Source organism: Microbulbifer maximicatervae (SeqCode) (assembly GCF_052467825.1).
The window spans coordinates 2,986,265-2,999,796 of record NZ_CP174327.1 but is presented as its reverse complement, the minus strand read 5'-3'; the positions used below and the strand labels follow the sequence as shown (position 1 = coordinate 2,999,796).

Genomic DNA, 13,532 nt, shown 5'->3' with positions numbered 1-13,532 from the left:
TACCTACTGTTTGAATAGTTCTTCCTGAACTATTCAAACGTCGCCAGAAAATACTGGCGCAGATGCGTCGATCTACTGGTATTTACTGGCTCGCGCCGGCCAAGCCGGCGGGCGGCACTTCCCTGTGCCGCTTCAATACTATTAGCCGTAGTTCTTCCTGAACTATTCAAACGTCGCCAGAAAATACTGGCGCAGATGCGTCGATCTACTGGTATTTACTGGCTCGCGCCGGCCAAGCCGGCGGGCGGCACTTCCCTGTGCCGCTTCAATACTATTAGCCGTAGTTCTTCCTGAACTATTCAAACGTCGCCAGAAAATACTGGCGCAGATGCGTCGATCTGCTGGTATTTACTGGCTCGCGCCGGCCAAGCCGGCAAGCGGCACTTCCCTGTGTCGCCTCAATACTATTAGCCGTAGTTCTTCCCGAACTATTCAAACGTCGCCAGAAAATACTGGCGCAGATGCGTCGATCTACTGGTATTTACTGGCTCGCGCCGGCCAAGCCGGCGGGCGGCACTTCCGGTAACGCCTCTAAATCTATCTCTTCGCCGCGCTGACAAACGCAAAAACTTTTTCTCGATCCTTGCGTCCCGGCTGACGCTCTACACCTCCGCTCACATCCACCCCTTGTGGGCGCGCAGCTTCTACTGCTGCAGTTACATTCGCGGGATTCAAGCCACCGGCAAGAACGATCGGGCGACTGCTATCCTGGGGAACCCTGTCCCAATCAAAGGTCTCTCCGGTGCCACCGGGGATACCGGGCCTGTAAGCATCCAATAGAAAACCCCGGGCTTTGGGGTGCTCAGTCATTGCGGCTTTGACATCGAGGTCATCTTTCATCCGCAACGCTTTGATATAGGGGCGCCGGAATTGTTCGCAGAAACGGGCTCTTTCATCGCCGTGGAATTGCAACAGGTTGAGCGGCACCGATTCCAGTACAGCGTCCACCTCACTCTGTGCCGCATCGACAAATAACCCCGTCAGGGTGACAAATGGGGGAACTGCTGCTGCAACTTTAGCTGCCATATCAAGATCGATATAGCGCGGGCTCGGCTTATAAAATACCAGGCCCAACGCGTCGGCACCCGCATCTACAGCCATCAGAGCATCTTCTATACAAGTGATGCCGCATATTTTTACTTGCATCGTGTAACCTGGACTCAGCCGGCTGGCCGATCAAAAGAGGGAACGACGGATACTAGCAGATAGTCAGAAGGCGCGAAATGCACGCCCTCTCCCAGATTTGCTTTAGCCTCGAAAAATTCAGCAGTCTAACTGGAAAGCAAAGCACCCAAAGGCTGTGGCACCAGCAGTGGCCCAGGCTCACATTGGGGAAGCTGGAAATGATCCGGATAGCGCACATCAACGAGATACAAGCCAAACGGCGGTGCAGTCACGCCTCCGGCGGAGCGGTCCCGCTGATCCAGCACCTCTTTTACCCAAATTGGTGGACGCTCACCTCGCCCCACAGCCATCAAAACCCCGGTGATATTACGCACCATATGGTGAAGGAATGCGTTAGCACTAATTTCCAAGGCAACCAGCTGACCCACTGGAGCAATATCCAGGCGGGTAATTTCACGCACCGGGCTCTTGGCCTGGCACTGAGAAGCACGGTAGCTGGTGAAGTCGTGGCGGCCGATCAAGTAGCTGGCTCCCTCACGCATCGCTTCCAAGTCCAGTGAGTGCTGGGTCCAGGTTACCTCAGCGGCGCTGTGGGCTGAGCGGGTCGGCGCACTGTGAATCAAATAGCGATAACTGCGTGCGTGAGCGGAAAAACGTGCATGGAACTGCGCCGGCATTTCCCGCGCCCAGCGCACCCGCACAGAATCCGGCAACTTGGTATTAACTCCCTGCACCCAGGCGCGGTCCGGGCGCTGCGCTCGGGTATCAAAGTGAATGACCTGGTTGGTAGCATGAACGCCCGCATCGGTACGCCCGGCACAAACCAGGGTCACATCCTCCGCTGCAATAGTGGATAAAGCCTGCTCCAGATGAGCCTGGACAGTCTCCGATGCAGACTTCTGCTTCTGGAAACCGTGCAGTTTGGCTCCGCAATATTCAACGCCCAGGGCTATGCGGCGCAGTCCTTCGGGCAGCCCCTCACCTTCAGGGACCTCCCCATTTGGCTTGTAAATATATTCCCTCTGCGTCACCTGACTCATATCACCAAAACCACTTGCTCTCCCCACTGCGACTGCGTCGGGTAAAAATCACTGCCTGGAACTTCCCGGTAAAAATAAAAAAACCTCGCAACCAGTGCGAGGTTTTTTTCAAAAACGGAATACGCTGCTAGCTTACACCATCCGCTCCAGCATTTCCTCGGCGCGGTCTTTGTGTTCACCGCCACCATCCTGGGCTACCTCTTTGAGGATATCCTTAGCGCCCTCTTCGTCACCCATATCCATATAAGCTTGAGCCAACTCCAACTTGGTCGCCATCTCATCGCCGCCTTCCAGCAAACTCAACTCTGAATTGAGGTCGCTTTCCAGGTTGAAGTCGAGGTCACCAAAGTCAGAATCTGACGGCTTCTCGACAATCGCCTCAACCTGCTCTGTCGCTTCAGGCTTAGCTTCAACCAGGGGTTCTGGCTCAAGAGTCAAATCACCCTCAGTGGATTCATCGATGAGAGCCAGCTCATCCTCCAGGGAGAACTCCTCTTCGATTGCATCCGCATTGAAGTCCAGGTCGCTAGCCCCGGCCAGCTCCATACCTGCAGCATCGAGAGTATCCAGATCAGCATCGAGGGATAAATCTGCTGCCGGCTCATTGCTGGCCGCGACTACCTCTGCCGAGGGCTGCTCAGTTGCGTTGAGATCCGCAGCAATATCATCCAGGTCGATACCGTCGAGATCCAGGTCGGAATCCAAGTCGCCGCCGATCATCTCCAGATCGCCATCAGAGAAGTCATCCATGGATAACTCTTCTGCAGACTCCTGGGCAGAGGAGACTCCTTCTGTCAGGGAGATTTCCTCGCTCAAACCGCTGTCAACGGAATCCAGTTCCAGAGCATCATCCAATTCAAAGGCCGTATCCAGCTCAACCGAAGTCTCTTCTTCTGTCTGGGGCTGAATCTCTTCCTCCATCATGGAAAGATCCAGCTCAAAATCCAGGCCCGGAACGGAACCACCGCTGGTAGTTGCCTTTTCTTCCAGCTGGGCCTCAACTGAGGCCTCAGAGTTTTCTTCTGCCGCCGGCTCCAAGTCGAGGGAATCCAGATCCAACTCAGAGGTATCGAATTCTATTGGAGCATCGACACTCTCTTCTGTGTTATCAGAAAGCTCAAGCCCCAAATCCTCTTCAATCAAAGCGGGCTCTTGATTACTTGAGCCCAGATCACCCAGGTCCAACTCACCCAAATCAAGTTCATCAAGATTTAAGTCGTTTTCAACTTCTGGTTCCGATACCTCAGCAGTAACTTCTTGGCTGTCTCCGTCGAGAGCACTGTCCAGGTCCAAATCATCCAGATTGAACTCGGTATCCAGCGACTCACTTTGATCTGCGCTCGCCTGCAACGGCTCTTCAAAGCTGCTATCCAACTCCAGGTCCAGGGACAGCTCTTGCTCAGAATCAGAGCTTTCCTGATCCAATGACAGATCCATAGTCAGGTCATCGAGGAGAGAGGTATCGGGCTCCAGCGCGTCACCGCTACCAACCAGTCCCGGCTCGGCGCTGGTGAAGTCATCGTCCAGGGCCGCGCCGATATCGTCGAGCTGCGCCGCTTCGAAGGACTCATTGGAAAGACCCATAGCCGGGGCTTCAAAATCCGGCGCACCAGCAATGGATTCACGCAGGCGGGCGGCGCGATCGGCAGCAGGACCGTCGCTGATGCTGAGCAGCTGGCGGTAGTGATCGTCAAACTTTTCAACGTCCTGGTTGTGGGCGTAAACCTCCATCAACATCAGGCGCGCATCGACTACCTGCGGGTCCTTTTCCAGGCCCAGCAGCAGCTTGCTTTCCGCTTCCTCATACTGCCCCAGGGACAGGTGAATCTCCGCTTCAGAAATTGGGTCATCAGTGCCTACATCGCCGAGATCGCCCAGATCGAAGGTATCGTCTGCCTCCATGCTCTCAACTGCAGCGAGAGTTTCATCGGGTTCGGCAATATCCTCAGGAATATCCAGCGGCTCTTGTTCCATAGCCATCTGCTGTTCAAGTTCCTGCTGCGCCTCTTGTTCAGCCTTGCGGCGACGCCAGGTGAACAGGCCAAATATAGCGGCCAGCAGACCCGCACCACCCAGGCCAATCAGCATTCCGTTATCGGCCAGCTGCTCCATAAAGGTTGGCTTGGGCTTAGTTTGAACTTCAACTACACGGTTACGCGTCTCTGCTGGAGCCGGTTCTGCTTCAACAGTTTCTTCTTCCGTATCAGCAGCAACATCAAACTCTTCGCTGTCTTCAACAGTCAGGCTGTCATCTAAAGACTCTACTTCAACGCCATCCGCCTCAGTGGGGTCGAGCAACACGTCTGACTGCTCCGCGGCGGCCTGCACCGCAGCCAGTTCCTCATTGGAAACATCAATCAGCGTATCCATGGTATCGATCTGCTCGTCGAGCTCGGCGATACGTTCACGCAATTCAGTGTTTTCGAGCTTGGACTTATCCAGCTCTTCCTCAGCTACTGTGAGATCGCCTTCCAGCGCCTCACTGTCATCAGTGCCGACTCCAGAACCGGAAGTAACGGACTCATTGTCCCCCGGTGCAGCCAGGCTAACGCGCCCTTCAACCGTTTCGCTGACATAGGACTCCTCCTCAACCGCACGGGCATCCAGCGGTGCGCCAGTAGCCACTTCCACTTCGGAGCGCTGGCGCCAGGAGTCATTCTGTTGAGCCACCTCAGAAATCGCCTCCGTCATAGTCAGAGTGCGCAAATCCTCGGTGTTGGGCAGGCGCAGCACGGCACCTTTCTTCAACAGGTTGATATTGTCATTAATAAAGGCTTCTGGGTTCAGCCTTTGAATCGCCAGCATGGTCTGCTGAACAGAGAACTCGCGACTGGCGCGATTTTGCAGCGCGATTTCCCACAACGTATCGGAGGAACTTACCGGGCCATATACCTGGCTGTTGCTCTCACTGGTGTCTGTAGTCGTATAACGTGGCTGCGGGCGAGCGGGCTCGCGAGTTTCCGGGGCAGTCCTTTCAGTTGGGGCTGGTTCGGCTGGTGCCTGACGAGCAGCCGGGGCCGGTGTTGTGCGAGGCTGGGGCTGCTGAACTGGGGCTGTGCGACGCACTTGCTGCCGCTCGCGCTCAGCTGCGCGCACGGGTTGCTGCGCAGCCGTTGGGGAAAACGCCGGCAGGTCCATCAGCAGCGTATATTCGCGCAGTAGACGGCCACTGGGCCAGCGAGTTTCAACCAGGAAATTCAAAAAAGGTTCGCGAATGGCATCGCGACTGGAAATGCGGATAACCGGCTTACCACCGGAGTAGTCCACTTCAAAACTTAAAGAAGTAAGGAGGTAAGAGCGCTCGACACCAGCGCGTTCGAATTCTTCAGGACCTGCGAGGCGAACCCTAATTTCGGTATCTTCCAAACCGCGAGTCTGCAGCAGTCCGATTTCCGCATCGAGAGGCTGGTTAAGGGTCGAGTTGAGCTTGATCTCACCTAGTCCAAGCGCCAGAGCCGCGTTGCTTCCCAGTGCACCGACTAGACCAACTGCAAGTGCCAACTTACGCACACGCATATCCGATTCCCTTTATTGTTAGAACCTTCCCAGGGTTTCCGAAAAGCGCGCCTTCAGAATATCCCCATTACTGAACGGTAATCGTTCAACTAATTAGCCGCCGTTTAGGCAGCCGCCAACTATGGCGAATTTTTCGCCAGTCTCAGCCAGGCCAAAGTTAAGATTACACCTTCACTATGGCCGCTAAGTATTAAATATCAGTAGTTTTTTAGCAACAAGTGGGCAATTTGTGCACAGTTTATTGCTACATCTTTACGCAGGTTGTCAGACACCGCACAAAGATTTAACTGTCGCTTGTTGAGTAGACTTTGGCGCAAACGGCCGATGATTGTCACGTCACTACCCACCGCACTTTCTGCCGAGGGTTGCTCCGCCATTTTGAGGCCAGCGCCATTTGCCAGCAGCGCACTCACTTTTTCCAGATCGACATCTTCAGTTAAAGCGACACCCAAATTAGCTAGCTGACCGTGGAAAACAGAGACCGTATTGATGCTGGCATCGACTGCTACCGCATCTCCGAATAAACGGCGCAGGTCGTGAACTAAAGTCAGCTCACTGAGGGTGTGGCCACTGGCAAGCAGAGCCTCGCAGGCACTGAGCTGGTTAAATGCCAATCGGTGGCCAATTTCAGGATCAATTTCTGCGTCCTGGCCACTAAACATCCGCGCGGTTTGTGCCGCCATAGCATCAATTGCGGCCTTGCCCAGAGCAGACACCGGCTGATTGAGCTGTACCTCTACCGCTTGCAGTTTATCTTTCAGGGGCGCCAGGGCTTCCGCCACCATGGAGGCGCCGGCACTTGGCAGGGCAACAACGCGGCGCTCGACAGAAGCGAGTTCACCGCTGTTAAACATTGGGTGTACCAGGGCAACACTTTCATCGCCACGGGTATTGTTGGCCACGTCTACAATCCAGGCGCCATTTTGTTCTGCTGCAGCCATGGCGGCTTCAACGGCTTCGCCGGCGCTCAGCAGAATTACGACCTGCTTATCGTTAAATGTAAATTTCTCCAGGGACTCCACCGGAATATTGCGATTGGCAAATACCTGGGGGTCTACTTCCCGTTCGTCAGTCTCCAGCAAACTCAGCTGCTCGGCGGAAATTACTTCACGCTCTTCGAGTACTTCCAGCAGGGGACCAAAGGCAGCGTTATCAACACCGACAATGACCAGTTCGCGGGTGGCTTCGGACATGGCAAATCACTTCATTGAATTGGAAAGGGAAAATGAGGGGCGATTATACCCGTGGGGAAAATTCGAAAAAGGCGCTATGACAAACAGTAGCCGTTTTTTACGCGAAGAAGTTCACAGCTTGGCAAAAAGTCCTCCACTAAAGTGGCCTATTTCCACTCTTAGTAGAGGACTTACTCAGGTCCGTACCAGTTACAGTTTGCCGAGTAAAATCAGCAGGATTCTACGCAGGGGCTCTGCGGCGCCCCATAGCAGCTGATCCCCTACAGTAAAGGCGTTTAAGTACTCTGGACCAACGCTCAATTTACGCAGTCGACCGACAGGAATATCCAACTTTCCGGTAACTGCTGTTGGCGTCAGGTTCTGCACCGTAGCCTCACGCTCGTTGGGCACTACATTCACCCAGTCGTTGGCACCATTTAACAATTGTTCAATGTCGGCAAGTGGCAAATCTTTTTTCAATTTTATGGTGAAAGCCTGGCTGTGACAGCGCATGGCACCGATACGTACGCAAGTGCCGTCCACAGGAATCGGGGTTTCGGTCTGTAAAATCTTGTTTGCTTCAACTTGCGCCTTCCACTCTTCGCGGCTCTGGCCACTCTCCAATTGAGTATCGATCCAGGGCAGCAAACTGCCCGCCAGTGGCGCGCCAAATTCTGCAGTGGGGAATTCTGCTGAGCGCATATCTGCTGCTACTTTGCGATCAATCTCCAGAATGGCGCTGGCGGGGTCGGCCAGCTCTGTTGCCACACCATCGCGCAGCGCACCCATCTGCGAAATCAATTCGCGCATATTGCGCGCACCGGCACCGCTGGCCGCCTGGTAAGTCATGGCGGTAACCCACTCGACCATGCCCGCCTTAAACAGCCCACCCAGAGCCATCAACATCAGGCTCACGGTGCAGTTGCCACCGATAAAGTTTTTCTGCCCGGCATCAATCGCGCGATTAATCACATCGCGATTAACCGGGTCCAGCACAATCACAGCATCATCCTGCATTCGCAGGCTGGAAGCCGCATCAATCCAGCAACCCTGCCAACCGGCCTCGCGCAAGCGGGTAAAAACTTCCTTGGTGTAATCACCACCCTGACAGCTGACAATCGCATCCAGCTGGCTCAGTGCATCAATATCGTAAGCATCGCCCAGTGGCGGCAGGGGCCTGCCGATGTCCGGCGCCGTACCTCCGGCGTTGGAAGTTGAGAAAAAAACCGGTTCGGCGATATGGGCAAAGTCATCCTCTGCTCGCATGCGCTCCAGTAATACCGAGCCGACCATGCCGCGCCAGCCGATAAAACCTATTTTTTGCATTGCGGTGTCCTGTATGTGAGGTGGTCAAAGTGCGCCGCCGGGAAAGCGGCGCGATAGTGGAATCGAAAATTGCGGTTTCGAAACTTGTGGAATCGAAACTTAAAGTGCGGCTACAACGGCAGCGCCCATCTCTGCGGTAGAGACTTTCTGGCAGCCGTCGGTATAAATATCGGCAGTGCGCAAACCCTGCTCCAACACCTTGCTCACTGCTGCTTCAATCGCATCTGCCGCCTCGTTCATATCGAGGGAATAACGCAACATCATGGCAGCAGACAAAATAGTCGCCAGCGGGTTGGCGATACCCTGGCCTGCAATATCCGGAGCGGAGCCATGGCACGGCTCGTAAAGACCAAAACCGCTTTCGTTCAAGGAGGCGGAGGGCAACATACCAATGGAACCGGTAAGCATGGCGGCAGCATCGGAGAGGATATCGCCAAACATATTGCCAGTTACCATCACATCAAACTGCTTGGGCGCCCGCACCAATTGCATCGCCGCGTTGTCCACGTACATATGGGACAGCTCGACATCGGGATATTCCGAAGCCAGACGATCCAACACCTCGCGCCAGAGCACTGTTACTTCCAGTACATTGGCTTTGTCTACAGAACAGAGTTTGCCATTGCGCTTTTGTGCCGCCTCAAAGGCAGAGCGGGCAATGCGTTCAATTTCTGATTCGCTGTACACGTAGGTGTTAAAGCCTTGGCGCTCACCATTTTCCAATGTCTTGATACCGCGCGGCTCACCAAAGTAAATGCCGCCGGTCAATTCGCGCACAATCAAAATATCCAAGCCGGCAACCACTTCAGGCTTTAACGAAGAGGCATCGGCCAGTTGTGGGTAAAGAATCGCCGGGCGCAGATTCGCGTAGAGGCCCAGGCCGCTGCGAATTTTTAACAGACCTTTTTCCGGGCGAATTTCCCGCTCCAGGGTATCCCACTGGGGGCCGCCTACCGCACCGAGCAGCACCGCATCGCAGTCACCCGCCGCCTTCAGAGTTTCGTCAGTCAGAGGCTCACCGTGGGCATCGATAGACGAGCCACCAATCAGGCCCTGCTCAAAGCTGAGCCCCAGATTGAATTTTCCCGATGCAACTTCCAGCACCGCCATGGCCTGTTCAACAATTTCCGGACCAATGCCGTCACCCGGCAGAATCATTACTTTTTTCGTCACAGGAATTTCCTTTAATTATTGAACCGCATCAAAAAGCCAGGGGGCTTTCTCTCGGCGCGCCTGCTCATAAGCGCGAATATCGTCGGCGTGCTCCAGGGTCAGACCGATATGATCGAGACCATTTAGCAAACAGTGCTTGTAGAAGGCATCCACTTCAAATGGAATCAGCTCGCCACAGGGCTTGCGCACATGCTGCTGTTCCAGGTCGATGGTGAGCGCATAACCCTCCTGCCCGTGTGTTTCTTCAAACAACTGGTGCACTACATCTTCCGCCAGGACAATTGGCAAAAGACCATTTTTAAAACAGTTATTGAAAAAGATATCGGCAAAGCTGGGCGCGATAATTGCGCGGAAGCCGTGATCTTCCAGTGCCCAGGGCGCGTGCTCACGGCTGGAACCGCAGCCAAAATTCTCCCGTGCAATCAGCACTGAACCACCCTGGTAGCGGGGGAAATTAAGGGGAAAGTCCGGATTGAGCGGACGGCCAGAACAGTCCTGCCCGGGAACCCCCTCATCCAAATAGCGCAACTCATCAAACAGGTTCGGGCCAAAGCCAGAGCGCTTAATGGATTTCAAAAACTGCTTGGGGATGATCAGGTCGGTATCCACATTGGCCCGATCCATCGGTACCACGAGACCTTCGTGCTGGGTAAACGCTTTCATCAAACCATCTCCTCTTCCAGCTGTACCGGTGCCATCTCCCGCACATCGACAAAGTGGCCGGCAATTGCAGCCGCTGCCGCCATACTGGGACTCACCAGATGCGTGCGACCACCGTAACCCTGGCGCCCTTCAAAGTTGCGGTTGGAGGTGGAAGCACAGTGCTCTCCCGCCCCCAGCTTGTCCGCATTCATCGCCAGACACATGGAGCAGGACGGTTCGCGCCACTCAAAACCGGCTTCAACAAAAATCTCGTGCAACCCCTCGCGCTCAGCCTGGGCTTTTACCGCCTGGGAGCCCGGAACAATCAGCACCTGCTTGACGCTATCCGCCTTGTAACGACCCTTGGCAACTTCTGCTGCTGCGCGAAGATCTTCAATCCGGGAGTTGGTGCAGGAGCCGATAAATACGCGATCCAGTTTGATATCGCTGATATTCTGCCCGGCGTTCAACCCCATATATTCCAGCGCTCGCTCCATGCCCGTACGCTTGGTGGCATCGCTCTCGTCACTGGGGGTAGGCACCTGGGCGCTGATCGGCGCCACCATCTCAGGGGAAGTGCCCCAGCTGACCTGCGGCTCAATATCCTCACCGACCAATACCACGACTTCGTCAAATACCGCATCGTCATCGGAGTGCAAGTGGCTCCAGGCCTCAACTGCCCGATCCCACATTTCGTCTTTCGGCGCGTAGGGCTTGCCTTTCACGTAATCGAGAGTGATCTGGTCTACCGCCACCATCCCCGCGCGAGCACCGCCTTCAATGGCCATATTGCACACGGTCATACGGCCTTCCATGGACATGTTGCGCATCACTTCGCCACCGAATTCAATCGCGTAACCGGTACCGCCAGCAGTGCCAATTTTGCCAATGATCGCCAGCACCACATCTTTTGCAGTGACACCTGGGCGCAGCTGGCCGTCGACGCGAACCAGCATATTCTTCATTTTCTTCTGGGTAAGGCACTGGGTAGCCATCACATGCTCCACCTCAGAAGTGCCAATACCGTGGGCCAAGGCGCCGAGCGCCCCGTGGGTGGAGGTATGTGAGTCGCCACAAACCACCGTCATACCCGGCAGTGTCGCACCTGTTTCCGGGCCGATCACATGCACAATACCCTGTCCCGGCTCATTGATGCCGAACTGGACTACATCAAAGTCACGGCAGTTTTCATCCAGGGTCTGTACCTGGATTCGGGAGATATCATCGCGAATACCACTGACGCCAGCGGCGCGCTCGGCCGCCTCGGAAGGCACATTGTGGTCGGGAGTGGCGACTAGCGAATCCTTGCGCCAAGGTTTGCGACCAGCCAGACGCAGGCCTTCAAACGCCTGGGGGGAGGTCACCTCGTGAATCAGGTGGCGGTCGATATAGATAAGTGAGGAGCCATCATCACAGTTCTTGATCAGGTGGTCCTGCCAGAGTTTGTCGTAGAGTGTTTGCCCTGCCACAGCCATTCCTCTCAGTAGTTAAGAGCCTGAGTCTACCCAGCCCCACCAAATAACACCAATTTATATTTATTATCTAAAGTATTCCTAAATGGAATTCGAAAGCCAAACTGGGGTAATATCCATCTTCTGGCGTCTCTGCCATTTATCCAGCGGCTCAATTTGAGCCTTTATCGACAAACCGCTTCAGGGGAAACAGCTTGGAACTACAGTGGCTGCGGGCATTTCTGGCAATCGCCGAACAGGGTTCGGTATCTGAAGGCGCCGAGCTGCTGCACCTGACCCAGCCCGCGATGAGTAAGCGCTTGGCCGCCCTGGAACAGCAGCTGGGCTCCCCGTTGTTCGATCGTATTGGACGGCGATTGCAGCTCACCGATGCCGGTCGCGCCCTACTGCCCCGTGCCCGCCATATACTTAATGAAATCAGCGACACCGAGCGGGAATTGCGCGCTTTGAGCAACTCGGTCAGCGGCAGCTTGCGTATCGCCACCAGCCACCACGTAGGTCTGCATCACCTACCCCCGGTGCTGAAAGAGTTCAGTTTCCGCTATCCACAAGTTGCCTTGGACATCGACTTTGTCGACTCGGAACAAGCTTACGAAGCCCTGATGGCCGCTAAATATGAACTGGCCGTGGTCACCCTGGCACTTAAGGAGTATCCGCACCTGAATGCCGAAGTGATCTGGCCCGACCCCTGTGTTGTGGTGGCGGCCCCGGATCACCCCCTGGCAAAGCTGCCGGAACTGGAACTCACCGACCTCGCCAACTATCCCGCCATACTGCCAGATATGAATACCTATACCGGGCGCCTGATCAAAAGAGAGTTTGATGCCCAGGGGTTAAAACTCACCGCGAAGCTGGCAACCAACTATCTGGAAACCATTAAGATGATGGCCTGTGTCGGTCTCGGCTGGAGTGTTCTGCCCCACACATTGGTGGACAGCAGCTTGGCAGTGCTGCCTGTCAAAAAGCTGCAAGTACTGCGAAACCTTGGCGTAATCAGTCACCGAGGCCGAACATTGAGCAATCCCGCCAGCGCGCTACAACAGATGTTGTTCGAAGCAGCTATTTAGTGAGGCAGGAAAAAAGCGACCAATTTACTAACAGGCAATACCCAAACGCACCATTTTTACCAGTGCAAAACGTTAAAGATTTGTAAAAATGTGCAACTTAGCCACGGCACGGGAAAAATTTATCTGTAAACTCCGCGACAAATTCATCACGGAGTGAAGTCAATGAAGAAATCCGCACTTGCCTTGAGTACCCTCCTCGCCTGCGGCACCGCAAGCGCAGATACTATCCTCGGCCTTGATGCTACTGCCGGCGCATGGCTGCCAGGCTACAGCGGTAATATCGGTACCGACGAATACAAGCTGGATAACCTGTCCCTCTCGGAAGATAACATTACCTTCTTGCAGGTTGCCCTGGAACACCCCATTCCCCTGGTGCCCAATGTGCTTCTGGCCCACAGCAATATCGATACCGACGGTGACGATACCCTGGCCACCTCCGTTACTTTTGATGATGAAACCTTCACTGCCAATTCAGAAATCCGCACAGATCTGAACCTCACCCATACCGACGCTACCCTTTACTACGAAATTTTGGACAACTGGGTAAACCTGGATGTCGGTTTGACCGCGCGTATGTATGACGGTGAATTTACCGCAGTGAGCGATACCCAGGCAGAGACTGTCGACCTCACTGGCTACCTGCCAATGGCCTACGGCATGGCGCGCTTTGATCTTCCATTTACCGGCTGGTCTGTAATTGCCCAAGGCAATGCAACAGCCTACCGTGGCGATACCCATACCGACCTGACAGCTAAAGTGCGCTGGGATTTTGTACCAGCTGTCGACTTTGCCATCGAAGCAGGTTACCGCGTAATGACTCTCGACCTGGAAGAGCTCGACGACTTGCAGAGCGATATTGAAATCAAAGGCCCATACATCGGTTTCAACCTGCACCTGTAAGCAATCCACCTAGGATTGCTGTTCGCGCTCCCCAAAAACTTTTGCAGCAGTAACGCCTGCGAGGTATAGCTACCTCGCACAATCTGCACTAAGGTGGCC

At 54.7% G+C, this 13,532-nt stretch carries 11 protein-coding genes; 3 read left to right on the top strand and 8 right to left on the bottom strand.

The window, feature by feature from the left end; all coding sequences use genetic code 11:
- Positions 1-328 precede the first annotated feature (328 nt).
- Positions 329-526, top strand: a complete 198-nt coding sequence (locus ACJJII_RS13305) for a hypothetical protein (RefSeq protein ID WP_444916534.1) — start codon at positions 329-331, stop codon at positions 524-526.
- Positions 527-537: 11 nt separating this feature from the next.
- On the opposite strand, the gene ACJJII_RS13300 is transcribed toward ACJJII_RS13305, so the two are convergent.
- From ACJJII_RS13300 to leuC, 8 genes are all read right to left on the bottom strand, one after another.
- Complete coding sequence (locus ACJJII_RS13300) at positions 538-1,146, bottom strand: phosphoribosylanthranilate isomerase (protein WP_444916533.1); 609 nt, start codon at positions 1,144-1,146, stop codon at positions 538-540.
- Between the two features lie 125 nt (positions 1,147-1,271).
- On the bottom strand, positions 1,272-2,165 hold the full coding sequence (truA, locus tag ACJJII_RS13295; RefSeq protein ID WP_444916532.1) for a tRNA pseudouridine(38-40) synthase TruA: 894 nt from the start codon (positions 2,163-2,165) through the stop codon (positions 1,272-1,274).
- 132 nt (positions 2,166-2,297) lie between these two features.
- Positions 2,298-5,681 (bottom strand): motility hub landmark protein FimV, encoded by a 3,384-nt coding sequence (locus tag ACJJII_RS13290; RefSeq protein WP_413664950.1) that lies wholly within the window; start codon positions 5,679-5,681, stop codon positions 2,298-2,300.
- A 197-nt stretch (positions 5,682-5,878) separates the two neighbouring features.
- Positions 5,879-6,874, bottom strand: coding sequence for an Asd/ArgC dimerization domain-containing protein (locus tag ACJJII_RS13285; protein WP_444916531.1), 996 nt, complete (start codon positions 6,872-6,874; stop codon positions 5,879-5,881).
- Between the two features lie 189 nt (positions 6,875-7,063).
- Complete coding sequence (gene asd / locus ACJJII_RS13280) at positions 7,064-8,179, bottom strand: aspartate-semialdehyde dehydrogenase (RefSeq protein ID WP_444916530.1); 1,116 nt, start codon at positions 8,177-8,179, stop codon at positions 7,064-7,066.
- A 99-nt stretch (positions 8,180-8,278) separates the two neighbouring features.
- Positions 8,279-9,337: a 3-isopropylmalate dehydrogenase gene (gene leuB, locus ACJJII_RS13275; protein WP_444919276.1), complete on the bottom strand. Its 1,059-nt coding sequence runs from the start codon at positions 9,335-9,337 to the stop codon at positions 8,279-8,281.
- 30 nt (positions 9,338-9,367) lie between these two features.
- Positions 9,368-10,015: a 3-isopropylmalate dehydratase small subunit gene (gene leuD, locus ACJJII_RS13270; RefSeq protein WP_108732431.1), complete on the bottom strand. Its 648-nt coding sequence runs from the start codon at positions 10,013-10,015 to the stop codon at positions 9,368-9,370.
- Positions 10,015-11,463, bottom strand: coding sequence for a 3-isopropylmalate dehydratase large subunit (gene leuC, locus ACJJII_RS13265; protein ID WP_444916529.1), 1,449 nt, complete (start codon positions 11,461-11,463; stop codon positions 10,015-10,017). Before leuC ends, leuD begins: the two co-directional genes overlap by 1 nt.
- Positions 11,464-11,660: 197 nt before the next feature.
- Here leuC and ACJJII_RS13260 point away from each other — a divergent pair, with 197 nt between their 5' ends.
- Together ACJJII_RS13260 and ACJJII_RS13255 are read left to right on the top strand one after the other, a co-directional pair.
- Entirely contained in the window at positions 11,661-12,533 is an 873-nt protein-coding gene (locus ACJJII_RS13260; protein WP_282931865.1) for a LysR family transcriptional regulator, read from the top strand.
- A gap of 162 nt (positions 12,534-12,695) precedes the next feature.
- Positions 12,696-13,433: a TIGR04219 family outer membrane beta-barrel protein gene (locus ACJJII_RS13255; protein WP_282931864.1), complete on the top strand. Its 738-nt coding sequence runs from the start codon at positions 12,696-12,698 to the stop codon at positions 13,431-13,433.
- Positions 13,434-13,532: the final 99 nt, after the last annotated feature.

What these genes read in the sequence shown, in the direction of transcription:
- ACJJII_RS13305 (WP_444916534.1), top strand. Translation starts at nt 329, where the DNA reads ATGCGTCGATCTGCTGGTATTTACTGGCTCGCGCCGGCCAAGCCGGCA.
- ACJJII_RS13300 (WP_444916533.1), bottom strand. Translation starts at nt 1,146, where the DNA reads ATGCAAGTAAAAATATGCGGCATCACTTGTATAGAAGATGCTCTGATG.
- truA (WP_444916532.1), bottom strand. Translation starts at nt 2,165, where the DNA reads ATGAGTCAGGTGACGCAGAGGGAATATATTTACAAGCCAAATGGGGAG.
- ACJJII_RS13290 (WP_413664950.1), bottom strand. Translation starts at nt 5,681, where the DNA reads ATGCGTGTGCGTAAGTTGGCACTTGCAGTTGGTCTAGTCGGTGCACTG.
- ACJJII_RS13285 (WP_444916531.1), bottom strand. Translation starts at nt 6,874, where the DNA reads ATGTCCGAAGCCACCCGCGAACTGGTCATTGTCGGTGTTGATAACGCT.
- asd (WP_444916530.1), bottom strand. Translation starts at nt 8,179, where the DNA reads ATGCAAAAAATAGGTTTTATCGGCTGGCGCGGCATGGTCGGCTCGGTA.
- leuB (WP_444919276.1), bottom strand. Translation starts at nt 9,337, where the DNA reads ATGATTCTGCCGGGTGACGGCATTGGTCCGGAAATTGTTGAACAGGCC.
- leuD (WP_108732431.1), bottom strand. Translation starts at nt 10,015, where the DNA reads ATGAAAGCGTTTACCCAGCACGAAGGTCTCGTGGTACCGATGGATCGG.
- ACJJII_RS13255 (WP_282931864.1), top strand. Translation starts at nt 12,696, where the DNA reads ATGAAGAAATCCGCACTTGCCTTGAGTACCCTCCTCGCCTGCGGCACC.